The sequence below is a fragment of the Streptomyces canus genome, assembly GCF_041435015.1.
In the GTDB taxonomy this organism is placed as follows: Bacteria; Actinomycetota; Actinomycetes; order Streptomycetales; family Streptomycetaceae; genus Streptomyces; species Streptomyces canus_G.
On sequence record NZ_CP107989.1, the window covers coordinates 9,970,714 to 9,996,278 of the forward strand.

20 protein-coding genes, 1 pseudogene and 1 riboswitch are annotated in these 25,565 nt (G+C 69.5%); of the genes and pseudogenes, 12 read left to right on the forward strand and 9 right to left on the reverse strand.

Annotated elements, in window-relative coordinates:
- Window positions 1-14: 14 nt before the first annotated feature.
- The 7 genes from OG841_RS45520 to OG841_RS45550 all read left to right on the forward strand — a co-directional run bounded on the left by OG841_RS45520 (window position 15) and on the right by OG841_RS45550 (window position 10,902).
- Window positions 15-1,697, forward strand: a complete 1,683-nt coding sequence (locus OG841_RS45520) for an ABC transporter substrate-binding protein (protein WP_328635975.1) — start codon at window positions 15-17, stop codon at window positions 1,695-1,697.
- Window positions 1,698-1,793: 96 nt separating this feature from the next.
- Window positions 1,794-2,771: an ABC transporter permease gene (locus tag OG841_RS45525; protein ID WP_328635974.1), complete on the forward strand. Its 978-nt coding sequence runs from the start codon at window positions 1,794-1,796 to the stop codon at window positions 2,769-2,771.
- 14 nt (window positions 2,772-2,785) lie between these two features.
- Window positions 2,786-3,706, forward strand: coding sequence for an ABC transporter permease (locus OG841_RS45530; protein ID WP_328635973.1), 921 nt, complete (start codon window positions 2,786-2,788; stop codon window positions 3,704-3,706).
- A gap of 3 nt (window positions 3,707-3,709) precedes the next feature.
- Entirely contained in the window at window positions 3,710-4,663 is a 954-nt protein-coding gene (locus OG841_RS45535; RefSeq protein WP_328635972.1) for an ABC transporter ATP-binding protein, read from the forward strand.
- Window positions 4,660-5,703: an ATP-binding cassette domain-containing protein gene (locus OG841_RS45540; RefSeq protein WP_371570154.1), complete on the forward strand. Its 1,044-nt coding sequence runs from the start codon at window positions 4,660-4,662 to the stop codon at window positions 5,701-5,703. The genes OG841_RS45535 and OG841_RS45540 overlap by 4 nt, the downstream gene beginning before the upstream one ends.
- Window positions 5,700-7,244 carry a glycoside hydrolase family 32 protein gene (locus OG841_RS45545; protein WP_371570157.1) on the forward strand — a complete coding sequence of 515 codons (1,545 nt, stop codon included), beginning with the start codon at window positions 5,700-5,702 and terminating at the stop codon, window positions 7,242-7,244. Before OG841_RS45540 ends, OG841_RS45545 begins: the two co-directional genes overlap by 4 nt.
- Window positions 7,245-7,329: 85 nt before the next feature.
- Entirely contained in the window at window positions 7,330-10,902 is a 3,573-nt protein-coding gene (locus OG841_RS45550) for a GH32 C-terminal domain-containing protein (RefSeq protein WP_371570160.1), read from the forward strand.
- 383 nt (window positions 10,903-11,285) lie between these two features.
- Here OG841_RS45550 and OG841_RS45555 read toward each other — a convergent pair whose 3' ends face one another.
- From OG841_RS45555 to OG841_RS45580, 6 genes and pseudogenes are all read right to left on the reverse strand, one after another.
- Window positions 11,286-12,521 (reverse strand): hypothetical protein, encoded by a 1,236-nt coding sequence (locus OG841_RS45555; protein WP_371570163.1) that lies wholly within the window; start codon window positions 12,519-12,521, stop codon window positions 11,286-11,288.
- Between the two features lie 38 nt (window positions 12,522-12,559).
- Window positions 12,560-13,102: a hypothetical protein gene (locus OG841_RS45560; RefSeq protein WP_371570166.1), complete on the reverse strand. Its 543-nt coding sequence runs from the start codon at window positions 13,100-13,102 to the stop codon at window positions 12,560-12,562.
- 38 nt (window positions 13,103-13,140) lie between these two features.
- Entirely contained in the window at window positions 13,141-13,413 is a 273-nt protein-coding gene (locus tag OG841_RS45565) for a hypothetical protein (RefSeq protein WP_371570168.1), read from the reverse strand.
- Window positions 13,414-13,878: 465 nt separating this feature from the next.
- The gene (locus OG841_RS45570; RefSeq protein ID WP_365123097.1) at window positions 13,879-15,030 is read right to left on the reverse strand and encodes a DNA gyrase subunit B; all 1,152 of its coding nucleotides are present in this window, start codon (window positions 15,028-15,030) and stop codon (window positions 13,879-13,881) included.
- A 248-nt stretch (window positions 15,031-15,278) separates the two neighbouring features.
- A complete protein-coding gene (locus OG841_RS45575) occupies window positions 15,279-15,554 on the reverse strand; it encodes a hypothetical protein (RefSeq protein WP_328635964.1) in 276 nt (91 codons plus the stop codon).
- An 844-nt stretch (window positions 15,555-16,398) separates the two neighbouring features.
- Window positions 16,399-16,656 (reverse strand): annotated as a pseudogene (locus OG841_RS45580) (helix-turn-helix domain-containing protein); the annotation flags it as partial.
- A gap of 230 nt (window positions 16,657-16,886) precedes the next feature.
- On the opposite strand from OG841_RS45580, the gene OG841_RS45585 reads away from it, so the two are divergent.
- Window positions 16,887-18,233, forward strand: a complete 1,347-nt coding sequence (locus OG841_RS45585; RefSeq protein WP_328635963.1) for a hypothetical protein — start codon at window positions 16,887-16,889, stop codon at window positions 18,231-18,233.
- Between the two features lie 250 nt (window positions 18,234-18,483).
- Here OG841_RS45585 and OG841_RS45590 read toward each other — a convergent pair whose 3' ends face one another.
- Window positions 18,484-18,843 carry a hypothetical protein gene (locus OG841_RS45590; protein WP_371570173.1) on the reverse strand — a complete coding sequence of 120 codons (360 nt, stop codon included), beginning with the start codon at window positions 18,841-18,843 and terminating at the stop codon, window positions 18,484-18,486.
- A gap of 29 nt (window positions 18,844-18,872) precedes the next feature.
- Window positions 18,873-18,957, reverse strand: a riboswitch (ZMP/ZTP riboswitch).
- 253 nt (window positions 18,958-19,210) lie between these two features.
- Between OG841_RS45590 and OG841_RS45595 the strand changes: the two genes are divergently transcribed.
- Together OG841_RS45595 and OG841_RS45600 are read left to right on the forward strand one after the other, a co-directional pair.
- On the forward strand, window positions 19,211-20,611 hold the full coding sequence (locus OG841_RS45595; protein WP_371570175.1) for an amino acid permease: 1,401 nt from the start codon (window positions 19,211-19,213) through the stop codon (window positions 20,609-20,611).
- Window positions 20,612-20,944: 333 nt separating this feature from the next.
- Window positions 20,945-21,178, forward strand: a complete 234-nt coding sequence (locus OG841_RS45600) for a hypothetical protein (RefSeq protein ID WP_328635960.1) — start codon at window positions 20,945-20,947, stop codon at window positions 21,176-21,178.
- A gap of 359 nt (window positions 21,179-21,537) precedes the next feature.
- On the opposite strand, the gene bla is transcribed toward OG841_RS45600, so the two are convergent.
- Together bla and OG841_RS45610 are read right to left on the reverse strand one after the other, a co-directional pair.
- Window positions 21,538-22,509, reverse strand: a complete 972-nt coding sequence (gene bla, locus OG841_RS45605; protein ID WP_371570178.1) for a class A beta-lactamase — start codon at window positions 22,507-22,509, stop codon at window positions 21,538-21,540.
- 486 nt (window positions 22,510-22,995) lie between these two features.
- Window positions 22,996-23,829: a hypothetical protein gene (locus OG841_RS45610; protein ID WP_365123994.1), complete on the reverse strand. Its 834-nt coding sequence runs from the start codon at window positions 23,827-23,829 to the stop codon at window positions 22,996-22,998.
- 172 nt (window positions 23,830-24,001) lie between these two features.
- On the opposite strand from OG841_RS45610, the gene OG841_RS45615 reads away from it, so the two are divergent.
- Both OG841_RS45615 and OG841_RS45620 read left to right on the forward strand, forming a co-directional pair.
- Window positions 24,002-24,154 carry a hypothetical protein gene (locus OG841_RS45615; RefSeq protein WP_328635957.1) on the forward strand — a complete coding sequence of 51 codons (153 nt, stop codon included), beginning with the start codon at window positions 24,002-24,004 and terminating at the stop codon, window positions 24,152-24,154.
- A gap of 587 nt (window positions 24,155-24,741) precedes the next feature.
- Window positions 24,742-25,559, forward strand: a protein-coding gene (locus OG841_RS45620) for an IS5 family transposase (protein WP_371571018.1) whose coding sequence is annotated in 2 segments (ribosomal slippage) — window positions 24,742-25,081 and window positions 25,081-25,559 — 819 coding nt in all. Because the reading frame shifts where the segments join, the coding sequence is not laid out codon by codon here.
- The last annotated feature ends 6 nt before the right edge of the window (window positions 25,560-25,565 follow it).

Genomic DNA, 25,565 nt, shown 5'->3' on the forward strand with positions numbered 1-25,565 from the left:
AAAGAATCTCCATTATGGCACCCTCCCGCATACCTCCACGGCGGCCACAAGTCGTCCTGAGAGCGGTCACCGCTACCGCCGCCGCGGCCCTGGTCCTGTCCGCCTGTACGGGTGGCTCGGGCGCCGCCGGCGCCGGTGACACCTCCGGCAACCAGCTGCTCACCATCCCGCGCGAGGATCTTGCGACGTTCACGCGCAACTTCAACCCGCTCTCCCCGCAGGCCGCCCCCATGACCCTCCAGGCGGTCTACGAGCCGCTGGCGGTGCACAGCATGGCGGATGCCAAGGACACGCCGTGGCTGGCCACCACGTGGGAGCAGGCCAAGGACGGCAGGTCCCTCACCTTCACGCTGCGCGAGGGCGTCAAGTGGTCGGACGGCCAAGCGCTCACGGCCGACGACGTCGTCTACACCTTCGAGCTCCAGAAAAAGGTGCTGGGCGGCTTCGACTACCTGGACAAGGTCACGGCGGTCGACGCCCACACGGTGAAGTTCTCCTTCAACAAGGCGTTCTCGACCGCCTTCTACGAGATCAGCGGCCATTACATCCTGCCGAAGCACATCTGGTCCAAGGTGAAGGACCCGGCGAAGTTCACCAACCCGAACCCGGTCGGCACCGGCCCGTACACCCAGATCGAGAAGTTCCAGAGCCAGTCGTACGAGCTGCGCAAGAACCCCGACTACTGGCAGCCCGCGAAGCAGCAGATCGCCGGCATCCAGATGCTCGCTTTCTCCGGCAACGACAGCGCCAACATCGCCTTCACCAACGGCGAGGTGGACTGGACGCAGTCGTTCATCCCGGACATCGAGAAGTCCTTCGTCGCCAAGGACAAGAAGCACAACCACTACTGGTTCCCGGCCACCGGCGCCATGATCAACTGGCAGCTGAACACCACCAAGGCCCCCTTCGACGACCCGGCCGTGCGCAAGGCGCTCAGCATGGCCGTCGACCGCGACCAGATCACCAAGGTCGCGATGAACGGCTACGCCGAACCCGCCGACTGCACGGGCCTGGCCCGTACGTACGACAAGTGGCGCGACACGTCGCTGGCCGCCTCCTGCACCTGGACGAAGGACGACACCGACGCGGCGGCCAAGGCCCTCGACGCGGCCGGCTACAAGGAGAGCGGCGGCAAGCGGAAGCTGAAGAACGGCAAGAACTTCACCCTCGACATCTCCGTCGGCTCCGCCTCCTCCGACTGGATCTCGGTCGCCAACATCATCAAGCAGGACCTCGCGAAGGTCGGCATCACCGCCACCGTGAAGACGCCCGACTGGTCGGCGGTCTCGTCCTCGTACAACACCGGCACCTTCGACACCGGCATCGTGTGGAGCAACAACGGCGCCACCCCGTACGAGTACTTCCGCGGCGTGATGTCGACCAAGATGGTGCAGCCGGTCGGCAAGCAGGCCACGGAGAACTACCACCGCTTCGGTGACAAGAAGGCCGACAAGCTCATCGACGCTTTCGCCGCCGCCACGAGCGAGAGCGCCCAGCGGCGGCAGATCGACGGTCTGCAGGAGCTGTACAACAAGGACGCGCCCGTCGTCCCGCTGTTCACCGGCCCCGAGTGGGGCGCGTACACGAACGCCCGCTTCACCGGCTGGCCCACCGAAGAGAACCCGTACGCCACCCTCGGCAACCGCAACGGCAGCACCATTCTCGTGCTCACGTCGCTCAAGCCCGTCAAGGGCTGACGCCGCCCGCACGGACCGGCGGCCGCCCTCCTCCCCGGACGGCCGCCCCCGCGCACCGCCACACACATTCACCCCCACCGACAGGGAGCACGACCCGTGCGTCTGATCCTGCGCAATCTGGGGTTCTATCTGCTCGCCTTCTGGGCCTCCATCACCCTGAACTTCGTTCTCCCGCGCTTCATGCCGGGCGACCCGGTCTCCCGGATGTTCGCGCAGGCCCAGGGCACCATGCAGCCCGACCAGATAGCCCAGTTGCGAAAACTCTTCGGCCTCGACAACCGCCCCCTCTGGGAGCAGTACGTCTCCTATGTCAAGAGCGTCTTCACCGGCGACCTCGGCATCTCCATCACCCGCTTCCCCACCCCTGTCACCGACGTGATCGGCTCGCAGATAGGTTGGACCCTGCTGCTCGGCGGCGTCGCGCTCGTCGTCGCGGCCGTCCTCGGCAACCTGCTCGGTATCGTCGCCGCCTGGCGGCGCGGCGGCGTCCTCGACTCCGCCTTCCCGCCGCTGCTGATCTTCGTCGGCTCGTTCCCCTACTTCTGGCTGGCCATGGGCGCGTTGTACCTGTTCGGGGTGAGCCTGAACTGGTTCCCGCTGCGGCACGCCTACGACGTCGGACTGACCCCCGGCTTCAACGGCGAGTTCCTCTCCAACGTCGGTACCCACCTGGTGCTGCCCGCGCTGACCATCGTGCTGGTCTCCATCGGCGGATGGATGCTCGGCATGCGCAACACCATGATCGCCACCGCGGCCGAGGACTACATCACCATGGCCGAGGCGAAGGGGCTCAGCCCCTCGCGGATCATGTTCCGCTACGCCGCGCGCAACGCCCTGCTGCCCTCCGTCACCAACTTCGGCATGGCACTCGGCTTCGTCGTCGGCGGCGCGCTGCTCACCGAGGTCGTGTTCGCCTACCCCGGCATCGGCTACCAGCTGCTGATGGCCGTCCAGGGCCTGGACTACCCGCTGATGCAGGGCATCTTCCTGACGATCACGGCGGCGGTGCTGATCGCGAACTTCCTCGTCGACCTCGTGTACGTCCGCCTCGACCCGCGCGTCCGCGTCCGCTGAAGGGGGTTGCCGACATGACCGCCATCGACATCGCGACGGCCACCACACCGACAGTCCCCGCGCGCACGATCCGTCGGCGCGGACTGGTGCGCCAGCTCATCGACAGCAAGAAGGCGCTGACCGGGCTGATCCTGCTCGCTCTTTTCGCGCTGCTGGCCCTGCTCGCACCCGTCCTCGCACCGGGTGACCCGTCGCTCATCAACTCCACGGGCAGCCAGGCACCCTCGGCCGCACACTGGCTCGGTACGACCGCCAAGGGCCAGGATGTGCTCGCCCTCACCCTGTGGGGTGCGCGCAGTTCGCTCTTCGTCGGGTTCACCGTGGGGCTCGTGGCGACGGGCGTCGCCATCGTCGTCGGCCTCGCCGCCGCGTACTTCGGCCGCATCATGGACGACGCGCTGACCCTGGTGACCAACATCTTCCTGCTGCTGCCCGGCCTGCCGCTGCTCATCATCCTGGCCGCGTTCCTGCCACCCGGGACCTCCACCGTGATCCTTGTCCTCGTCGTCACCGGCTGGGCGGGCTCGGCCCGGGTGCTGCGCGCGCAGGCCAAGTCGATCCGCGGCAAGGACTTCGTGGCCGCGGCCGTCGTCACGGGGGAGCGCCCGCTGCGGATCATGTTCCGCGAGATCCTGCCCAACATGGCGTCCGTGGTGATGACCACGCTGCTCGGCTGCGTGATCTTCGGCATCGGCGCCCAGGCCGGCCTGGAGTTCCTCGGCCTCGGCGACAGCAGCGTCGTCAGCTGGGGCACCAACCTGTACTGGGCCAGCAACGACGGCGCGCTGATGACCGGCACGTGGTGGGCCTTCGTCCCCTCCGGACTGTGCATCGCGCTCGTCGCCTTCGCGCTCGCGCTGGTCAACTACGCGGTCGACGAGATCACCAACCCCAGGCTGCGCAATCGCCGTGCCCGCCGCGAGAGGAGGGGCTGAGCCATGGAACCCGTACTTGAGGTGAACGGCCTGCGCGTCGAATACCGCAGCGACGGACGCACCGTCGTGGGCGCCGACGACGTCTCCTTCTCCATCGGCGCCGGAGAGGTCTTCGGCCTCGCCGGGGAGTCCGGCTGCGGCAAATCGACCATCGCCAACGCGGTGATGCGGCTGCTGAAGCCCCCGGCGGAGATCACCGCGGGCAGCATCCGCTTCCAGGGCAGGGACGTCCTCGCCCTGGACCCACGGGAGCTGCGCGCCTTCCGGTGGCGGGAGATCGCCATGGTCTTCCAGTCGGCGATGAACTCCCTCAACCCCGTCCTGACCATCGGCGAGCAGATCGTCGACATCTTCACCACGCACGAGAAGATGAAGAAGCGGGCCGCGCGGGAGCGGGCCGGCGAGCTGCTTCAGCTGGTCGGCATCGACCCGGGCAGGCTGAAGGCGTACCCGCACCAGCTCTCCGGCGGCATGCGCCAGCGCGTGGTCATCGCCATGGCTGTCGCACTGCGCCCCCGACTGCTGATCATGGACGAGCCGACCACCGCGCTCGACGTGGTCGTGCAGCAGGAGATCATGGCGCAGATCCGCGACCTCCAGCGGGAGCTGGGCTTCTCCATCCTCTTCATCACCCACGACATGTCCCTGATGGTCGAGCTGTCGGACCGCATGGGCGTGATGTACGGCGGACGGATCGTCGAACTCGCCGACGCCAAGGACCTGTTCGCCCATCCGCTCCACCCCTACACCGAGGCGCTGATGAACGCCTTCCCGCCGCTGACCGGCCCGCGCCAGGAACTCACCGGCCTCTTCGACGCCCCGCGCACCGCCGACAGCTGCGGCTTCCACGTCCGCTGTCCCGAGGACCGCTCGGACTGCTCCATGAACATCCCCGACCTGCGCGAGATCGCGCCCGGCCGCTGGGTGGCCCGCAGCCTCGAAGGAGCCCCCCGATGACCGAACCCCTGCTGTCCGTGCGCGGTCTGACCAAGGACTTCCAGGTCGGCACCGTCTTCTCCCGGCGCCGTGTCCGAGCCGTCGACGACGTCTCCTTCGATCTCCCGGCCGGCCGGATCACCGCCCTGGTCGGCGAATCGGGCAGCGGCAAGTCCACCATCGCCCGCTGTCTCGCCCGCCTCGAACAGCCCTCCGCCGGACAGGTGCTGCTCGACGGCGAGGACGTCCTGCGCACCGAGCGGCGCCGGGCGTCACGGGCGTACCGTCGCAAGGTCCAGATGGTGTTCCAGGACCCCTTCGGCTCACTCAACCCCGTCCACCGCATCGAGCACTTCCTCACCCGGGCCCTCGTCCTGCACGGCCGCTCCGCCACACCAGAGGCGCTGCGCGAGCTGATGAAAACGGTCGGCCTGACCGAAGACATGCTCCAGTCCTACCCGCACGAACTCTCCGGCGGCCAGCGTCAGCGCGTCTCCATCGCTCGCGCGTTGGCGGTGGAACCGCGCCTCATCCTGGCCGACGAACCGACGTCGATGCTGGATGTCTCCGTGCGCGTCGGCGTGCTCAACCTGATGCGGCGCCTGCGCGACGAGCGGAACATCGCCATGCTCTACATCACGCACGACCTGGGCTCCGCCCGCTACCTCGCCGACACCACGATGGTCATGTTCGCCGGCGAACTCGTCGAGGGCGGCGACGCGTTGGCGGTGATGGACGCCCCCGCTCACCCGTACACCCGCTTGCTGTTGTCCGCCGTACCCGACCCCGAACGGGCCGGCAGCTACGACCCCGTCGAGCGCGCCCGCCTGCGCGAGGCGATCCTCAACCCCGCGTCCTGCCCCTACGGCGACGACGGCGCGTGCAGCCGCACCGACCCCGTCCGCCACATCGTCGGCGAGAACGAAGGACAGCCCCACTGGGTGCGCTGCCATCTGCGCGCACCCGCCTCCGACATCGCCCGCCGCGTCCTCAAGGCCACCGACCGGCCGGACGGCGAGGCCACCGACGCCACCGAGAAAGCGGAGACCACCGCCGCATGACCCACGACCTCACCCTCCCCTCCGGCAGTCCCACCGCCGAGGGGCTGGCCGAACGCGCCCTGCGCGACCCCCACCGCCCCCGCTTCCACTTCACCTCGCCCGGCGGCTGGCTCAACGACCCCAACGGCCTGAGTCACTGGAACGGCGTCTACCACCTCTTCTACCAGTACAACCCGCTCGCCGCCGCCCACCACCGCATCCACTGGGGCCACGCCTCCAGTACCGACCTCGTGCACTGGGCCGACGAGCCGGTCGCCCTGGTGCCGGGCTCGGACGGCCCGGACCGCGACGGCTGCTGGTCCGGTGTCCTGGTGGACGACGGGGGAGTGCCCACGCTCGTCTACTCGGGCAGACACGGCGAGCATGAACTCCCGTGTGTTGCCAGGGGATCGGCGGATCTGCGGTACTGGACCAAGGACCCGGCCAACCCCGTCATCACCGCCCCGCCCGAGGGCGTCGACATCACGGCCTTCCGTGACCACTGCGTCTGGCGGGAGGGCTCCGGCGAGAACAGGGTGTGGCGCCAGCTGGTGGGCTCGGGAATCCGCGGCATCGGCGGAACGGCCTTCCTGTACGAGTCCGACGACCTGCGCAGCTGGCGCTACGTCGGCCCCCTGCTGACCGGCGACGCATCGCAGAACCAGGGCGAGCTCGACTGGACCGGCACGATGTGGGAGTGCGTCGACCTCTTCCGGCTCGGCGAGGACGAGGAGGCCGGCAGTACCGACGTGCTGGTCTTCTCCGCCTGGGACGAGGGCACCACCCACCACCCCCTGTACTGGACCGGCCGATACCAGGGCGACACCTTCACCCCGACCGGCCTCCACCGCCTCGACTACGGCGGCCGCTACTTCTACGCCCCCCAGTCCACCCGTGACGAGTACGGCCGACGCATCATGCTCGGCTGGCTCCAGGAGGGCCGGACGGACGAGGCGAACGCGCAGGCCGGCTGGTGCGGTGTGATGTCCCTGCCGAGGGTCGTCACGCTCGCCACGGACGGCGGCCTGCACCAGGCCCCGGTGCCGGAGCTGACCGAGCTGCGGCGGGAGCGCGCAGAGGTGGCTCCGGGCCGGCTGGCCGACTCGTACACCCGGCTGCCCGCCGTGCGCGGGGACCAGCTGGACATCGAGACGACCCTGCGTCTCGCTCCCGGAGCGACCGCCCGGCTCGTGCTCCGCGAGACACCGGACGGCGCGGAACGCACGGTCGTGGAGGTGAGCCGGTCGGACGACGGAGCGAGCGGCACCCTCCGACTGCACCGCGAGACCAGCAGCCTCGACCCGACGGTCGACACCGAACCCCGGTACGGCGAACTGCCGTTGGGTCCCGACGGGCGGGTCGACCTGCGGGTCCTCGTCGACCACTCCGCACTGGAGATCTTCGCCAACGGGCGTGCCCTGACCGCCCGCATCTACCCCACCCGTCCGGACGAGGCCGTCGGCGTCGGTATCGGTGCCGACGGCGACGCGGCCCTGGAGCGGTTCGACGCCTGGCAGATGGCGTCGGCTTTTACCGACGGACCCCGGCCGCTGTGGCCGTGACGGTCTTACACACGGCCACGGCCCGCGGGGTGGACGTCCCCCCGGGCCGTGGCCCACCCTCTCTTGTACTCCCTCAGGAGCCGCCATGAGCGTGTCCCGCCGTACCCTCCTGCTCGCCGGAGGAACCGCCGCCACCCTGCTGCCACTCGGAGGCATCCTCCCCGCAGCACAGGCCGCCGCCACCAGCGCCGCCGGAGCACCCCCGGTGCCCGCCCCGATTCCCGACCCCATCCCCGTTACCGGCGCCTGGACCCGCACCTCCGACGGCGGCCAGAAGGCGACCGCCGGCCGTCGCGGGCCCGCCCTCGCCCTGTCCGAGCAGCAACTCGCGGCCAAGGGCACGTACGCGGCCCGCGTCACGCCCCAATCCTCCTCCGCCGTAGGCGCGTTGGTGTTCCGGGCAGCCCTCGACGGCTCGACCGGATACGCGGTCGCCCTCGACCCCGCCCGCGCCCGCATACGGCTCTACGACCTGGCCGGCGGCGACACACTCGCCACCGCTCCGCTCCCGGGCGCGCAGGCCGGAAAGCCCTACGGCCTCGAAGTGGCGGTCGACGGACCCGAGCTGACGGTGCATGTCGACGGCAAGCGGGTCCTCCACACCGAGGACCACCGCCACGACACCGGCTCGGTGGGCCTGCTCGCCCAGGGCGGCAAGGTCACCTTCGGCCCGCCCGCCCTCTCCTCGGTCACCACCAACCTCACCGGCTGGACCACGAGCGGCGGCACCTGGACGGCGAGTCCGCTGGGCTGGCGCGCGGCCCCGACCCAGGGAGCCACCGCCCGCGCCATCACCACGACCAAGGCGTACGACACCGCGCTCCAGGCCGACCTGCTCCTGCACGACGCCTCCGCCATCGCCTCACTGCTGGTGCGCACCGACGCCACGGCCACGCACGGCTACGGCGTCCAAGTCGACGCGGACCAGGGCAGGCTGAGGCTCTACCGCATCGACGGCAACGTCACCCTCGGCACCTACGCGACCACCATCAAGGCCGACACGGTCTACCGTCTGCGCGTCGAAGCCGAGGGCACCGAACTGCGCGTGCACTGGCAGACCAACTTCCTCTCTCCCGACGGCTACAGCCCCGTCATCACCGCCCAGGACTCCACCCACACGAAGGGCCGACTCGCCGTCACGGCTTCGGCCGGCGAGGTGTCCTTCGAGAACATCGCCGCGGCCGACCTCGCCACCGGCCTCCAGGGCTGGACGGCCCGCTCCGGCACCTGGACCCCGGACCTGCGCGGCATCCGCGCCGAGAACGGCCTGCGGACGGCCCCCTTCACCGACGGCGACCTGGTGGCGAGGGCCGACATCACACCCGGCGACCGCTCCTCCTCGGCCGGCCTCGTCCTGCGCGCGTCCGCGAACGGCTCCGGCGGCTACGAGGCCCGCCTGGAAGCCGGCCGCAACGCCGTCGTCCTGCTGGACCGCTCCTCCGGCGCCCGCCTGGCCTCCGCTGCCGGCCCGGTCCGGCGCATCGCGTCCGGCGGCACCTATCGCGTCGAGGCCCGCGCGACGGGCAGGACGATCGAGGTGTACGTGGACGGCATACGGGCGCTCAAGACCCGTGTGTCCCGCACCAAGGGAGCCGCCTTCGGCACCGCGGCCGCGCACGGGGCGTCGTACTTCCAGAATGTCGAAGTCCACAGCACCGCCGACTACTTCACCGAGCCGTACCGCCCCACCTACCACTACTCCCAGCTCCGCGGCTCCACCAGCGACCCCAACGGTCTGGTCCACTACGACGGCGAGTACCACCTTTTCCACCAGGACGAGGGCCGCTGGGCGCACGCGGTGAGCACCGACCTCGTCCACTGGCGGGCCCTGCCGATCGCCCTGCCCTGGAACGCCTACGGCAACTGCTGGTCCGGCTCGGCGATCGTCGACGCCGACGACACCTCCGGCCTCTTCGACGGCGGCTCGGGCCTGATCGCGTACTACACGAGCTACCACCCGGACAAGCCGGGCGGAAATGCCGGCGTGCGCATCGCCTACAGCAGGGACAAGGGCCGCTCGTGGCAGTGGCACGGTGGCTCGACCCCGGCGGTGCAGAACCCGGGCGGCCCCGACGCCGGCTGGACCTTCCGCGACCCGAAGGTCATCCGCGACGAGGCCCACGACCAGTGGCTCATGGTCGTCTCCGGTGGCGATCACATCCGCTTCTTCACCTCCACCGACCTCCTCACCTGGACCCAGGTCAGCTCCTTCGGCTACGGCGACTGGGCCACACCCGGCGTCTGGGAGTGCCCCGACTTCTTCCCGCTCCCCGTAGACGGCGACAGGGACAAGGTGAAGTGGGTCCTCACCCTGAGCACCGGTGCCGTACGCGCCACGAACGGCTCGGCCGCCCAGTACTTCACGGGTGAGTGGAACGGCACCGGTTTCACTCCCGATCAGAAGGCCGGCACGGTCCTGCGCGCCGACTCCGGCCGTGACTTCTACGCCGCCATGTCCTTCTCCGGCCTGCCCGACGGCCGCCGCGTCTGGCTCGGCTGGATGAGCAACTGGGACTACCCGTTCAGCGCCCCGACCGGAGCCTGGAACGGCCAGCTGAGCACCCCCCGCGAACTGACCCTCACGGACACCGCCGACGGCGTACGCCTGGCGCAGCGCCCGGTCCCGGAGCTGGTCGCACTGCGCACGTCCACCACCACCCGCAAGGACCTCGCCGTCGGCCCCACCTCCGCGAACCCGCTCGCGGGAGTCCGGGGCATCGCCTACGAGATCGAGGCCGAGATCATCCTCGGCACCGCCACGGAGATCGGCTTCCGGCTCCGGGCCGGCGGCGACCAGCACACGACCGTCGGATACGACGCCGAGGCCCGGGAACTGTTCGTGGACCGCTCGGCATCGGGCCCGAGCGACTTCACGCAGTACTTCACGGGCCGTACGACCGCGCCGATGACGACGACCGACGGCCGCGCGACCCTGCGCGTGTACGTCGACTCGTCCTCGGTCGAGGCATTCGGCGCGGCCGGACAGGCCACCGTGACCAGCCTGATCTTCCCCCGCCCGGACGCCGACGGCATGGCTTTCTACGCCAAGGGTGGCACCGCGCACATCGAGTCGCTCAAGGTGCACAGGCTCGACAGCACCTTGCGCCTGGTGGATCGGGTGAAGCCGCTGGTGTCCGGCCCGAGCGGCGGTGAATTCCGCTCGGATCTCGGCACGTTGACGATCACCCCTGCCGGCCGTTGGTCGACGGACAGCGCGGGCCGCACCGGAAGCTTCGACAAGGACTCCAACGCGATCTCGGCCCGCACGGCGACGGACTTGGACCTCACCACTCTGGTCCGGCTCGGCGGCCCCGCTCCGGACACGGGCGGCGCCCTCTCCCTCCTCTGGCGTGCCTCCTCCGACGGCGCCGACGCCTACTGCCTCAACATCGACCCCGACCTACGCGTGATCCGCCTGGTCGCCAAGGCCAACGGCTACTTCGACGACGGCGCCGCCCTCGCCCGCGTCCCGGCCCTGGTCCGCCGCGGCACGACCTACGCCGTCCGCATCCTCACCGAGGGCGACCGCATCCAGGTGTTCCTCAACGGCAAGCGGATCATCGACGTGACGGACACGACGTACGCCGATGGCCACATCGCCCTGAACGTGTTCGGCGGGAGGGCGGCGTACCAGGACACCTACGCGCGGGAGTTGTGACCGCCGGTCAAGCCGTCGAGCAACCACGACACATGAGCAGGTAAAGGGGGCGGAGAGCCAGTACATCGGGCGGGCCGATCGGGCCCCGTTCGACCTCGATGGGCAGATCGAGCAGCTGTGGCTTCAGACCGAAGTGGACGGCACCCACGCGGTGGCCCGTGTCCCCGGCATGGCCGCAGCATCAACCTCATCGAAAACTCGATCAAGGAATCCGCGCTGCTCAGCGAATGGCAGGAGAGTACTTCGTCGCCATCGACGACACCGTGGACGGCGACCGGCGACTGACGCCTGATCTGCCTCGCCCTTTCCGAAGTCTGGCTCCTCCTACCGGACATGTGACCTGGGCGTCCTGGCCGACCGTCACCAGACGGAGCGTCGGAGACTCAGACGAAGGCCACGGCGGCGAGGGCGACCGAGAGCACGGCGGCGGCAGCGGGCCACCTCAGCCAGCGGCGGCGCCGGGCGGCGATCGCCGCCGCCATGAGGTACTCGGCCACGATCCCGATCGCGGTGGCGGCGGCGAGCAGCAGGGCGCGGTTGCCCGCCTGTTCGCCCAGGGTCACCTGACGGTTCTGTTCGGCCGTCAGGGCGGGCCATTGCTCGGGCTCCGCGCTCAGCGCCGTCACCGTGGCCGGGTCGACTCCGTCTGCGCGGACGGGCGCTCGGCCCATGTACTCGGCCATGCGCCGCAGTTGGGCCGCGACAGCAGTCTCGGCACCGGCCACCTCCAACTCGGGCCTGGTGTCCCGCGCTTGCTGGGTCTCCAGCGCCAGTGTCGTCCGTACGGCGGCTCGGATGTCGGCGACGTGGGCTGCCTGGACGCTGCGGGTGAGGAACGCGGACCGCTCTCCGCCGGCCGCGATGTCGGTGGTCAACTGGACTGCCCGGCGGGCCGCTTGGGCCTGGGCACGCTGTTCACCGCCTGCTGCCGCGAGCTGCCCCAGCGGAAGGAAGAAGAGCAGGCAGAAGACGACGAGGTGGCACCACACCGTCCGGCGGTCATCGGGTGGAGCGGTTGCCGGCTGAGGGATGATCTCCGGCTCTCGGAGGACCCGAACGCCGGGCGGCGCGGGGCGTCGCCAAGCCGGTGGCCTCAGCACACCGGCCGCGACAGCGGCGGCGATCACCGCGGCACCCGCGATCCCTGCCGAGACCAACCCCCACGAGGCCCACCGGTCCCCCTCGCGCAAGGTCGCGTCGGGATTGAGCGCGTACATCTCGGGCGAGTGTTCCTGCACGTCCGCCAGCCGACGGGGCACGTCGTAACCGAGGTTCCGGGTCAGATAGGTGTCGTTGCCGACGAGGAGTTCCGGCGGGGCGGCCTGGCGCAGGCTGAACGCGGTGCGGGAGGCCAGCGCGTGTTCGGACACGGCCACCCGGTTGTCCTTGCCCAGCGCCGACAGGGCTTCGGCGCGGACTTCCTCCGCGGCCACCAGGAAGGCCGGCGGGGCCTCGTCCGCGTAGAGGTGGCGTACGTCCTCCTGCACGGCCGCCTGCCGCTTGACGTCCTCTCGGACAGCGTCCTGATATGCGCCGCCCGCCTGGCTGAACTGCCAGGTGCAGACCAGCGTGGCCAGTGACACGACCAGGATCAGCCCGATCTGGACTCGGATGCGCACACTGAAGCGGGTACGGGGCGTCGGGGGAGTCGGGGTGGTCAAGAGTCGACCCGCCGTAAGACGAAGCGGAGGCCGTCTTCGTCGGTGAGGGTGAACACGTCGTCGGCCAGCGACCAGACGAATCGCTGGGGCGTCAGTGAACCCGGCCGGTCGGTGTAGTCGTCGCCGGGGTGTGCGGGATCCTTTCTCGTCGTCGTGGCGGACGAGGGACGCAGGGTCAGTGTCCGACCGTCGACCTCGACGGCTCCGGCGGTGCTGCGCTTCAGGAGGTAGAACTCGTTCGACTCCGCGGACAGAGGGGAGGTCAGCACCCCCGCGTACGCGTACCTGCCGTCTGCCGTGAAGCGGTACGCCAGCGTGGTGTTGGAACCTGGCTGCGCGCTCTCCCATGCGCCGACAAGAGCGGCGGGAACGGCTCCGGCCCATGTGGGAGTCGCCGGGGCGGCCGAGACGGTCGGGCTCGGCGGAGGGCTGGGCTCATCGTGTTCCGTGGCACAGGCCGCGGACATTGCCGCCGCTCCCAGCGTCAGCGAGACCATCAACGCTCTGCGGACGCCGTATAACAGCAGGCGGAGATTCATCAACTGCCCCCCAGCTCCTCGATTCTCAGGAAATCCGGTCATCCTCCGCTGATTTGGCGTACGTAGCTCACGCCGTCGAGCGACAGGTTCTCGAACGTGTAGCCGTAGCCCCCGTCGAAGGGGGTGACCGACCAATTCCTGACATACAGGGGGCCACCGGGAATGTGCAGAGTCATGGCCGAGCCCTCCACGATCGCTGGACCACGTAGCACTTGGCCATTGTTGTAATACACTGCCACGTATCCCTCGGCGAAGAACTCGATCTTCGTCGCCCGTGCGCTGCCCTCGCCGTCGCCGTCCCACTCTCCCACCAGTTCCTCCGGTACCTGTCCCGCGAGGGGGGTGCGTGGACCGGAATCGGGCTCGGCGGGTCCGTCCGACGAGGTTTCCGGCGCTGGGTCGGGCGGCGCCGGCGGGGGCTGGATCGTGGGAGCGGACGATGTCGTCGGTGCGTACGGCTCCGGCGGTGAAGCGGACGAGTCGTCGCCCGTTCCGCACCCCACGGCCAGGCACAGTAAGGCCACCGCGAACCCCCGCATGAGTGACGCGTTCATCGCGGCTCCCTCGAAAATCCCCGCCCTGCAATCCCGCGAGCGAGCGTAGACGCCGCCTCATCTTCGAGAGAGCGCCCTGCTGGAGACGGTCAGCCTTTGGCAATTCCCGCGCCCGAATCGCCTCGACGGCATTCATCTTCTTCCACATGGGGCAAACAGCCGGGTGGTACGAGACTTTCGCGCGGCTTTCCGGCTCAGAGAGGCGGGGTTGTTCGCTGCCGTTCAGTCCTCGTGGAGGCCGCGGACGAGTCGGGCGACGATCTCCGCTGCCCGCTCGGGCCGCTCCTCGAACCAGGTGCCGAGGTGTTCTTGGACGGTCTCCCCGACGCAGGCCCGCACAGCGGTGTTGCCCAGCAACCCCACCGTGGCGCCGAGGAATTGGGGACGGTCCAGCTTCACCGACACCACGGCCGTGAGGCCCTCGCCGATGCGGGCCACGTCGAGATCGGTGTCGGCCGCCGTCAGCAGCCCCCGCCTCCGCGCGTACACGGTGACCGCGGCCGCAACTCCCTCGCGGAAGCCGTCCACGTGCGTGCCCCCCTGGCGGGTGGCCAAGCTGTTGGCGAAGCTGTGCATCCGCTCCTCGCGGGACCCGTTCCACAGGAAGGCCACTTCCATCACCCCTGCCATCCGCGGATCCTCCCGCTCGAATCCGATGACCTCCTCGTGGAGGAGCGACCCCGCCTCCGCGTCGAGAGCGGCGACGAAGTCCCGCACTCCGCCCGGGTACCGGAACATGACCGCCCGAGCCTCGCCCGCCGGGCGTTCGTCCGTGAGGGTGATGCCGAGGCCCGGGTTGAGGAAGGCCACCTGCCGGAAGCGTTCGGCCAGCACGGCGAACGAGCAGCCCGTCGAGTCGAAGACCTCAGTGTCGGGCCAGAAGACGATGGTCGTCCCGCTTCGGTCCGCGGGCCCCAGGGTGGCGGGCGGGGCGACCGCGACACCGCGCGCGTACTCCTGAGCCCGGAGGACCCCCTCGCGCCGCACCTCGGCCCTCAGCCGGCTCGACAGGGCGTTGACGACGCAGAGCCCCACGCGGGGGTGACCCACGGCCACGGTATGCCGGCCACCGGGATCGGGCCCGGCGTGGAGGCTGGTCAGCAGCGTTTCGAGCCCCGGGCCGCCGGTGTCCCCGGTGGTCTCGAAGGGATCCCCCGGCCCGCCGTCGGCGAGCCGCACGCCGCCGTCACGCGTCAGCGTGACGTCGACGGTGCCGCCCTGGCCGGGCAGCGACTGGTTCACCGCCCGGCCGACGGCTTCCCACACCAACTGCAGCACCCCGCGTTCGCCGACCGAGCCGATCCACATCCCGGGCCGCTTCCGAACGGCTTCCCGCCCCTCCAGCACCTCGATCGCGGCAACGTCGTACTCCACGCCTTCTCCACTCAAGAAGACCCCTCCCACGGCTTCCGACGGACCTGCCCAGCCTAGGCTGAATTCAGGAAAGCACCAGGTCAGAGCCATTTTGCTCAAGCCGTGGACGGGCGGGTGACGGCACTCCGGGGGAGCGGTCGGCCCGGGGACCGCGCACCGCCCCCAACGGGTGTCCGGGGCCCCGCCCATGCCGTGCACGACCCCGTTTTGGGAGCCGCTGAGGGCCCTGATTCGGAAGGGCGCGCAGCTCAGGTGAAGGACAGCAGCATGTTCGTCTCGCCGATGGCCAGCGCGGTGCCGATGACGAAGAACAGGCCTTGAACGACGCTGGTGATCCGCATGCGCAGCCGTGTGTGGACGTAGCACGACACGGCGAGCGCACACGGGATGAACCAGACCACGGCCAGCTGAAGCGGCGACACGTCCTCGCTCTTGGCGGGCGTACGACCCGGCGGCCCCGAGTGCGACATCCCGACGATGAACATCAACAGAGCCACTCCCGCCAGGGCCGCGGCATCAGCCACCGCCAGCAGTAGCGCGACCGCGGCATCGGTCAGCCGAGAGGGCCGCGGCCTCTGCGCCCCGGTGTCCTCATCCTCATCCGTGACGGACCGCCCGCCGAAGCGTCGGCGCACTCCGCCGATGGCGTCCCGGGTTCTCTCCCACCAGACCACTGCTCGACTGCACCATGGAGGCGGCGATTCCGCCCGGCCCGGTTCATAACGACTCGGCTTCCGTCGACGCGGGCCGAGGCGGTGTCGTACGGGCGTGGCGGAAGGTGAAGTCGGCGGGCCTGCGCGCATGGACCGCCCGGGCACCCGTCACTCCCACGGCATCAGGCGGATCGACGTACACCCCGAGCCACTGATCAAGGAGGCGGACCGGGAATTGGATCAGCGCTCGGGCTCGTGGGTTGGTGCCGCTTTTGGGGCGGAGTTCTTCAACTCGGCTGGAAGATTTGGTTGAGGAAGTGGTGGGTGGCGGGATCGGTGGTGTGGATGCGGGTGGTGTGGGTGCCGCGGGTGCGGAGAGAGCGATCCGACGCAATCGACCACTGAGGTGACGCTCCGCGACCGCTCTGCACGATCTCACTGTTCTGAACCCACGTCGCGCCATACGGCGAGGTCGAGCTCAACCTGAACAGCACGCTCATTCGCGGCGCAGGCCGGCCACGTGCGAGCCGGGAGCGGTCGATTCCTTTTGGTGGTGGCCGGGATCTACATGGTGAGAGGCGCGGCCCGCACGACGGGCCGATCGGTCTCTCTCATGCACGCCGAGAGAGAGGCTGATCGCCGATGAGCATTCCCGCGACCATGCGCGCACTGCAGCAGACTTCCCTCAACGGCCCGCAGGACATGCACCTGATCGAAGCCGCTGGATGACCCTGCACACCGTGGCTGGCGAGACTCCGAACAGCGGCGCCAGCTGCCGCATGGTGAGGTTCGTCCGGTAGTAGACAGCCACCGGCAGCACCCGGTCGGCAAGCGGTAGGCACCACAGACGCTCGATCCGCGGCCCGTCACCACCCCGCTCCCGCGCCACCTTCAGCAACCCCTCGAACTGCCTCATCCGCAGCCCGGTGAACGTCTCCACCCGCAAGGGCTGAGCCCTCAACACCGCACGCATACAAGGGAAATTCCCAGTTCGATGCGTGCGTAAGATCTTGCGCGGCCCGATGCGACACCGGCCTCGCCGATCTTGCGGCGAGGCCCTGCATCGGGTCAGCCGCAGTGGCGGCCCGAGTTGATGCAGGAGACCGCCTGGTTCATGAGGACGGGGCCCGCAACTCATGACGAAACGCTTACGTCCAGGCTCACCGGAGGCTCATCCGGCCTTCCCCGACCTAGCGTGCCGGTGTGAACCGCGATCTTCTCCGCGACCTGTCCGCGACCCTCGCCGCAGCGCTGCTCGTCACGACGGCGGCTGTGATCGGCACGGTCCTGGAACGCCATTATGGAAACCTTCATGTCAGCTGGCCTCCGCTGTACGGCCATTGGGAGCCGCACGTCGGCCCCGGCACCCCCGCCGCCATCATGGTGGCCCTCGTAGTCGTCGCGTACGGGCCGCTCCTCGCCGCTCGGCTGCCCTGGCGCGCGCTGCTGTGCACGGCCTGGGGCACCGCCATGGCATGGACGTTCTCGCTCGCCCTGGTCGACGGATGGCAGCGCGGAGTCGCCGGGCGCCTGACGACCAAGTACGAATACCTACAGGTCATCGACCCCGTCAACCGCTTCCTCGACATCCCCGCCGTCCTCCGGGACTTCACTCACCACATCCTGATCAACTCACCCGACCATTGGCCTGCGCACGTCGCCGGACATCCGCCCGCGGCTACGCTCACCTTCGTCCTCCTCGACCGGATCGGGCTGGGCGGCGGCGCCTGGGCGGGGGTCTGGTGCATCACTGTCGGGGCGACAGCGGCGGTGGCGGTCCTCGTCACCCTACGAGCGCTGTCCGGGGAGGCGCTCGCCCGTCGCGCCGCGCCCTTCCTGGTCCTGGCCCCGGCGGCCGTGTGGATGGGCACCTCCGCGGACGGGTACTTCGCGGCAGTCGCCGCCTGGGCGATCGCGTTCCTGGCCCTCGCGGTCACGGGACACCGGCCACGGTCGGCAGGTCTTGCCTCCGGGCTTCTCTTCGGACTCACCGCGTATCTCTCGTACGGACTGACACTGTTCGCGGTGATCGCCGGTGGCGTCCTGCTGCTCGGCTCCCGACGGCTGCGCCCCCTCCCCTACGTCCTTGCCGGATTCGTCGTCGTCCCGGCCGTGTTCACGTTCGTGGGCTTCAACTGGTGGGAGGCGTATCACCTGCTGGTCACCCGCTACTACCAAGGGGCCGGCGGCATCCGCCCGTACGGCTACTGGGTGTGGGCGAACCTCGCATGCACGGCACTCGTCGTGGGACCGGCAACGGTGGCCGGGCTCAGACGAGCCGGTGCGACTCCCATCCGCCAGGGTCTTCGCACGTGCCTGCGCCGCTCCGACGCCGAACCTCGCCTTGCCCTGCTCGCCTCCGCCGCCCTGTTTGCGCTCCTCGCCGCCGACCTCTCCGGCATGAGTAAGGCGGAAACAGAGCGCATCTGGCTGCCGTTCGCGATGTGGCTGCTCCCGACATGCGCGTTCCTGACCCGGCCCCGCGCCTGGCTCACCGCACAGGCGGTCCTCGCCCTACTCCTCAACCACCTGCTGTTGACGGGATGGTGACGCGGCAACGTGTCGCCCTCGGCCGTCCGGCGGAAGCGTGTCGGCGGTAGGTGTCCCGGCCTGAGTCCTCTGCGGAAACCGGATCGGCGGTGACTCCTGCTTCCTGAGCCGCGAGTACGACCACATCGATTCCGGTCCGGCCGCGCGGGCTGGATCATCGACCACGCCGGAGCCGATCACGGCGGGAAGGCTCTGTCCAGATCGGTCTCCGCACTCGCGGGAGCCGCGCATTGCTTGGCGGGGTCGCCGGTCACCACTGGCCGATGACCGGCGCGTCGGGTTCGTGCTGCCGCCACGTCCGGGTGAGGCGTGCGAGCCGTTCCGCGGCGGCGAAGCCGTGCACCGCCGCGACCTTGCCGTCGCTGATCTCGAACGCCGCGGTGCCCACGATCCGGTTCTCGAGAACGGCGAGCACGGCGGGCCAGCCGTTGACCTGCGCGAGGTGGAATGAGGGCGAGCCGTCGGCCAGGCGCCGCTTCGCGGAACTGGGTTTGAACGCGGTCCGCATCATGGTGGCGATACGCTGCGGCGTCTCGTAGCGCCACAGCGTCCTGGAGAGGCCCGCGCCGTCGGAGAGCGCGGTCGCGTCGTCGCCGTGGATCCACGTCATAGCCTCCTGGGTCAGCTGGACATCACTGACGCAGGCGCCCAGGCGGTCGACGCTCACGCGGGAAAACGGCCGCTCCCCGATGGTTGTCCACCTTCGCCAGTTGCGGCCGGGTGGGATCTTTCTCGGCGTCGCGCCGGGGCGCGCAGTCAACTCGCGGCAGAACTTGGGGCCGCGACAGACGGAGGGCACGTCGGCGGCGTAGCCCTGCAGCAATGGACGAAGCCCAGTGGGGAACCCTGACGCATCCTTAACGCCTTACTTGCGCTTCCCTGACGTAGTGTCGGGGGCGGAGTGCCGGGAAGTCTGGTCGGCGAAGTGTCCTGTCCTCGACGAATGCGTCCGCAGGGACGCCAAGGAAGGTCTTCGCGTGACCGTCTCGAAGTCGGCCGCCGCCATCGCGGCTGCTCCGTCTGCTGTCGCGGGCGGCCGTGGCCCGCGCCGTTCCGTTCTCTTCTTCGCGTTCGCCTTCGCGGTGATCGCTGACCCCGTCTCCTCGGTGGCGTACGCGATCGAGGCAGCGTTGCGCGCCCTGCATGGCGACCTGGCGCTGCTGCTGCCCACGATGAGCCTGGTCATCGGGCTCGTCGTGGTCGTCACCGCCAACTACTGGCAGCTCGTCCGGCGCTTCCCCAAGGGCGGCGGCGCAGCGGCCGCGGCCGGGCGTGCGTTCGGTGCGCGCTGGACGTTCCTGCCCATCGGCGCGCTGGTCGTCGACTTCGTGCTGACCATCGGCATCTCGATCGCAGCCGCGACCAGCGCGGTCATCGCCCTCTTCCCAGGGCTTGCTCCGCTGCGCATCCCGATGGCGCTTCTGCTGCTGGTCGTGGTGGCGGGGCTGACCTGGTTCGGGCACGGCGGACGGCTGCTGTTCGCCTTCATGACCGTGGCCTTCGTCATCATCTCCGTGGCCGTACTGATCCTCGGCTTCACCTCGCCCCATGCCACCGGCCACGCCGCCACCTCGGCCGACCCGGGCCGTTCGGCGATGCTCGCGGTGGTCCTGGCGTTCCCGGTCGCGATGGCGCTGGCCACCGGAATCGAGGCGCCGTCGACCGCCATCGCCCAGCTCGGCCAGCTCGACGACACCCACCGCCGCCGCTTCGGCCGCGGGACGCTCGCGCTGCTGGTCGTGATCGTCGGAGGGCTGACTCTGGCCCTGACCGCGCTGGCCGTGCAGTTGCACATCGGTATCCCCGGCACGGACTCCACCCAGATCGCCGACATCGCGCACGCAGCCGCAGGACCCGGCTGGCTCTACAGCGCCTTCCAGCTGACCAGCTCGCTGCTCCTGCTCGCCGCGGCCAGCTCCTCCTTCCAGGCCGGCCCCGGACTGCTCAAGGCCCTGTCCGGCACACCCGAACAGCCCGGAGTGCTGCCGCCGGTCCTCGGCCGGGTCAACCGCCACCACACCCCCTACTGGTCGGTGGTCGTCTACCTCGCTGCCGCAGCACTGATCATCGTCGCCGCGGCGGGCCAGGAGCAGAAACTCGTGCTGTTCTACGCGGTCGCCGTCTTCGTCAGCTTCCTCGTCGGACTCGTCGCCATGGCCCGTTTTGCCCTCCGCGAGGACAAAACGGCCCTGGCCTGGGTCAACGCCCTGGCCGCCGTGGCCGTCGCCTTCACCCTGGCGGTGAACCTGCTCCGGGGCTGGCCGATGCTGTCCCTGGTGGCCACCCTCCTCATCGCGGCCGGCCTGTACGCGCGGTGGACGCGGGCCGGACGCCCCACCGGCATCGAAGACCTCGAGGCACGCGCCGAGGCGGAGTGACGGCGTGATGCGTACGGCACGGCGGCCTGAGCGGTAGTCGTGCCCTGCGACACCGGCTGACCACTCCCCGTGCGCATCAGACGGCCGAGACCGCGAGCGTCAGCACAAGCCCTCCATGTGACCTCGGACCGGTTCGCGGAAGCACCTGCGGTCTGACCACGGGCGGGGAGTCACAACCGGGGGCCGAAGGTGGTGATGAGTCGTCAATCGGTCTCTGTCAGCGATTGCGGGGAGCCGTCACGGTCGGTGAGTGTGGTGCTCAATTCCCGCGTCTGCGCCGGGGCGCGCCGTACCGGATATCGCCAGATGTGACGCTCCCTCATGGAGGCCCTGGTGGCAGCCTGTCCGCCGGGAGCCGAGACCCGCTGGCCGGCCCTGTATGTCAAGGGCCGTGCGGACGGTGACCGTACAGTGCGCACCGAGGCGTTCGGTGCGAGGGCGAGGGGAGTGTGGGAGCTGCCCGGCGCCGTGTGGCAGGAGACCGAGCTGCTGCTGTGGAAACCGCCCGCGGCGTGGTACACCGTCAACGCCTTCTACGCCATTGGCGGGCTGCGGACTGGTACGTGAACTTCCAGCACCCCACCGTTCGGTACGCGATGGGTTCGACACCTTCGACCTCACCGTGGACCTGGTCGTCGCCCCCGATCTGACCAGCTGGCAGTGGAAGGACGAAGACGAGTACGCGCACGTGCGTCGGCTCGGCATCGTCACGATCCCAAGCACCGGGCCGGGGACGCTGCCCGTGACCAGGCCCTCGCGATGCTCGCGGAACGCTCCGGCCCGTTCGGCGACGCCGACTCCTGGTCGGCCTGGCGGTGGAACACCACCTGGCCCGCACTCGAGCCTTCCGCGCCCCGTGGCGGCCGGACAGAGTTGCACGGACGGGCGGCTGAAACGTTGGCTGGAGGGTTTCCTCCAGCTGCCGGTCACAACCTGCCGAGGGCCTTGGCCAGCGCGTTCGCGGTGGAAGCGATCACCTTGTCATCGTGCGGGGTGTTGTTGAGGTTGCGGTTGGTGAACACCGACAAGACGATCGGCGCGTTCGATCGGGGTGTCCAGACGATGGCCAGGTCATTGGCGGTGCCGTAGTTTCTCGCGCCGCCGGTGCCGGTCTTGTCGCCGACCGTCCAGTCCTTGGGGAGTCCCGCACGGATCCGGTTGGCGCCGGTGAAGCTGGCCTTCAGCCAGGCGACCAGTCGCGCTCGGTCACGGGGATGGAGGGTCTTACCTGTGGTGAGCTCGGTGAAGGTCCGTGCGGCCGCTGCGGGGGTGGTGGTGTCGCGCTTTTCGCCGGGCTTCCACTCGGTCAGCCACGGTTCCGGTCGGTCCAGGCGGCTCGTCCCATCACCGGCCGCGCGGAAGAACTCGGTCAGCCCGCGCGGCCCGCTGATCTGCTTCAGCAGTGTGTTGCCCGCGAAGCCGTCGGATTTGGTGATCCCGGCGCGGCACAGCTGTGCAGGTGTCATGCCGGTGTCGGTGTATTCAGTCGTTTCTGGGGAGTTCGCGGTCAGCTCGGCCATCTCGGCAGGCTTCCAGCGAACCACCTTGTCCATCAGCCCGGGGTCGCTGGTGCGCGCTTTGTGCAGCACTGCCGCGCACGCGAACACCTTGAACATGGAGTTGAACGGGAAGCGCTCATCGGCCCGGTAGCCAACCGTTCTACCCGTCCCAAGGTCCATGCCCACCGCACCGATACGCCCGTCGTAGGACTTCTCAAGTTCCTGCAACGTCTTGCTCAGGGCGGAGCCGGAGGGGGCACTGCTCCCCGGCCGGGCGGCGACGTTGGAGGCGCTCGTCTCGCCGGTGACGGCACCAGCAACATAGACGAGGCCGCCCAGTAGCGCAGAAGTTAATGCCGCGGGCCCTAGAACTAATCGCAGCCGGATATGTGATGTCATGCCCAAGAGAAGATCAGAAGCTTCTGATCGTCGCCACGCCCATTCTCGCAGTTGGCCTGATCCAGCACTTCGGCTGCCCGCCGATTCTCCGCCGATTCTCCGCCGATTCTCCGTCGGTACGCAGCTCGGTGTGCCCTCGGGGACGGTCGTCTCCGGGCTCGCCCGGCTGCCGGGCAGCAGGCAGCCCGTCCTGCTGTCGAATGCTGACGTACGCGAAGATCAAAGCGGTGGCCGTGCCCGAGGACACCCGTCGACGCGGGATCGGGGCGGCCGTGCTCGCGCGGTGCGCGCAGGTGTACTGGTAGCTGGACTGCACACTGCTGTTCGGCGAGTTCGACTCTGAGCGAGACCTGGGGCCGTACTGGGGAACAGACGAAATGCGATGCTCCGGGTGACGGAATGCGTGGGGCTCAAGGTCAGTCGGCTGAGCGGTGGCCACATATCCGTCCACTCTCGCGGGACTCACCGTCATGCATCGGCGCCCCGCTAGCCGAGCTTTCGCAGCACCTCGGCGATGTTGGATCGGTACGTCCGCAGGGCCTGCAGTCCGGCGGCGTAGCGGTCGCGGTGCCGTGTGATGTCCACGGCCTGCTTCCGCGCCCGTGCAGCGTGCCAGAGTTCGGCCGTATGGTGGCGGCGTTTGCAGGTGACGTCCGCGGCGGCGGTGCCCCGCTCCCGCTGCGTATGGCGGGTGTTGCCGTCACTGCCCCGCTGCCAGGCGGTGTCCGTGTACGCCGCGACGGGGTCGGGATAGCGGGTGAATCCTTGTTGTGCCACACAGCGGGACCACACCTCCCATGCCGCACGGAGGCGGGGGTCGCGCTTGACCGCCTTGTCGACCTCGATCGCCCGTGTACTTGCGTAGAGCCAGTCTCGCTTGAGGTCGATGCCGCGCATCAGCCGCCGGTTCGTCTCGGCGTTGCAGGCGGGGAAGTCCGCATACTCGGCGTTGGTCATCCGGCGGCCCTTCGGCCGGAAAGCCCGGGACCTTGCCGGGTCCCAGCCGTAACCCCAGCGGCGGGCGGTGGCGAGATCCAGGGCGCCGTAGTCGGTGCTGACCGCGGTGGCGACGAAGGGGTCGCTGGGGTAGCGGGGGTCGAGCGGGAAGTCCGGGTGGCCATGCTCCGCCATGCACTGCCGGACCAGTAACGCCGAGGCCCGCTGCGATCGCTGGTAGTCCTGCGGCGTGAAGTCGTAGCGGTCGGCCGGGAGGGGGCCGAGGTCCGACGCCGCACGGATGACCGCCAGGCGTCCTGGACCGGAGACACAGATCGCTGCCAGCACCGCCACGACACCCAGTCGCCAACCCCGCATCGTCATGCGCAGGGATGCTAGCGAACAGCTGCCGGCCATGGCCCCCAGCAACTCATCCACACACGCCAAGACTGGGCTAGCGACGAGATGCAGCGATGCCCAGTGAAAAGGGTCTGCTGCACGATCGGGTGACATCTGAACTGGCTTGCCCTGTGGGGGCGGGTGGGAAGGATTCGCTGTGCCCAAGCCTTATCCGGAAGCGTTCCGCGAGGATGTCGTACGGGTCGCGAGGAACCGCGGCCCGGGTGTGACGGTCGAGCAGGTGGCCGCCGACTTCGGGGTGCACGAACACGACCACCGAGCCAGCCGCACCGAGGAGTTGGCTGCATAGGAAGGTCTCCCTGGTCGGAGGGGATTGACAGGCGGACGTGGAAATGACTATCGAGTCCCCCCAAGGCAAAGACGACGGAGGGGGAGTGCGGCTCATCGTGGGGGCCGGTGTATGTCCTCAGCGCCGCGTACTCCACTGCCAAGGACCCCAACCTCCTGCGCGCCCGCCTGCACGGCTTCCTCGGCTCGGGGCGCCAATAGTGCGCGCATGGGGGACCCAGGCGCCGCGGCCCACGACGCGTCGGACGGCGGCTGCGGTGCGTTCCTTCGAGGTCCGTGCACCTTCGAGTACCAGCACGCGTGCGGAGCTGCGCGCACCGCTATTATATACTATAACTATAACTAGATAGTCAAACTACGGAGGTTGTCATGAAGGTCCAAGGGCACATCTCCTCCCGCGCCGGCGGGAGACTCCGCCGGACCAGGCTCACCGTCCCCGCGGTGATCGCGGCTCTGGCCCTGACCGTGCCGACCGCAGCGGCGGATACGTCACGGGCACCAGGACCCGGCGGGGCGGTGGCCGCGGACCACGCGACGGCCGCTAACAGGTCATCTCATTTGGCCGAGTAGGCTGCTGCCGTGGCGGGGATCGTTGAGCGGCTGGTGCCGGATGAACTGTGGGAGCTGTTCCAGCGGGTGGTACCGGAGGCGCCGTCGCGGCCACAGGGTGGCGGCCGGCGTCGCCACGGCGACCGCGAGGTTCTGGCCGCGATCGTGTTCGTGGCGACCTCGGGCTGTACGTGGCAGCAGTTGCCTGCGGCGTCGTTCGGGCCGTCCGGTGCGACGGCCCACCGCCGGTTCGCCGAGTGGACGAAGGCCCGGGTGTGGGCCAAGCTCCACCGCCTGGTCCTCGACGAACTCGGTGCCCGCGGCGACCTGGACTGGTCCCGGTGCGCGATCGACTCGGTGAATATGCGGGCCCTCAAAAGGGGGACCTGACAGGTCCGAATCCTGTCGACCGGGGCAAGTGCGGCTCGAAGATCCATCTGATCACCGAGCGGACCGGTCTGCCCCTGTCCGTCGGCATCTCCGGCGCCAACGTCCACGACAGCCAGGCCCTGATCCCGCTCGTGAAGGGCATCCCCCCGATCCGGTCCCGCCCAGGACCCCGCCGGCGCAAGCCCGGCAAGCTCCACGCCGACAAGGGCTACGACTACCGCCACCTGCGGCGATGGCTGTCACAGCGAGGCATCCAGCACCGCATCGCCCGCAAGGGCGTCGAGATCTCACAGCGCCTGGGCCGACACCGCTGGACGATAGAACGGACCATGGCCTGGCTTGCCGGCTGCCGCCGACTCCACCGCTGCTACGAACGCAAGGCCGAGCACTTCCTCGCCTTCACCAGCCTCGCCTGCACCCTCATCTGCTACCGCCGACTCAAGACAACTCCGATAGCTGCGCCATGATGGCCC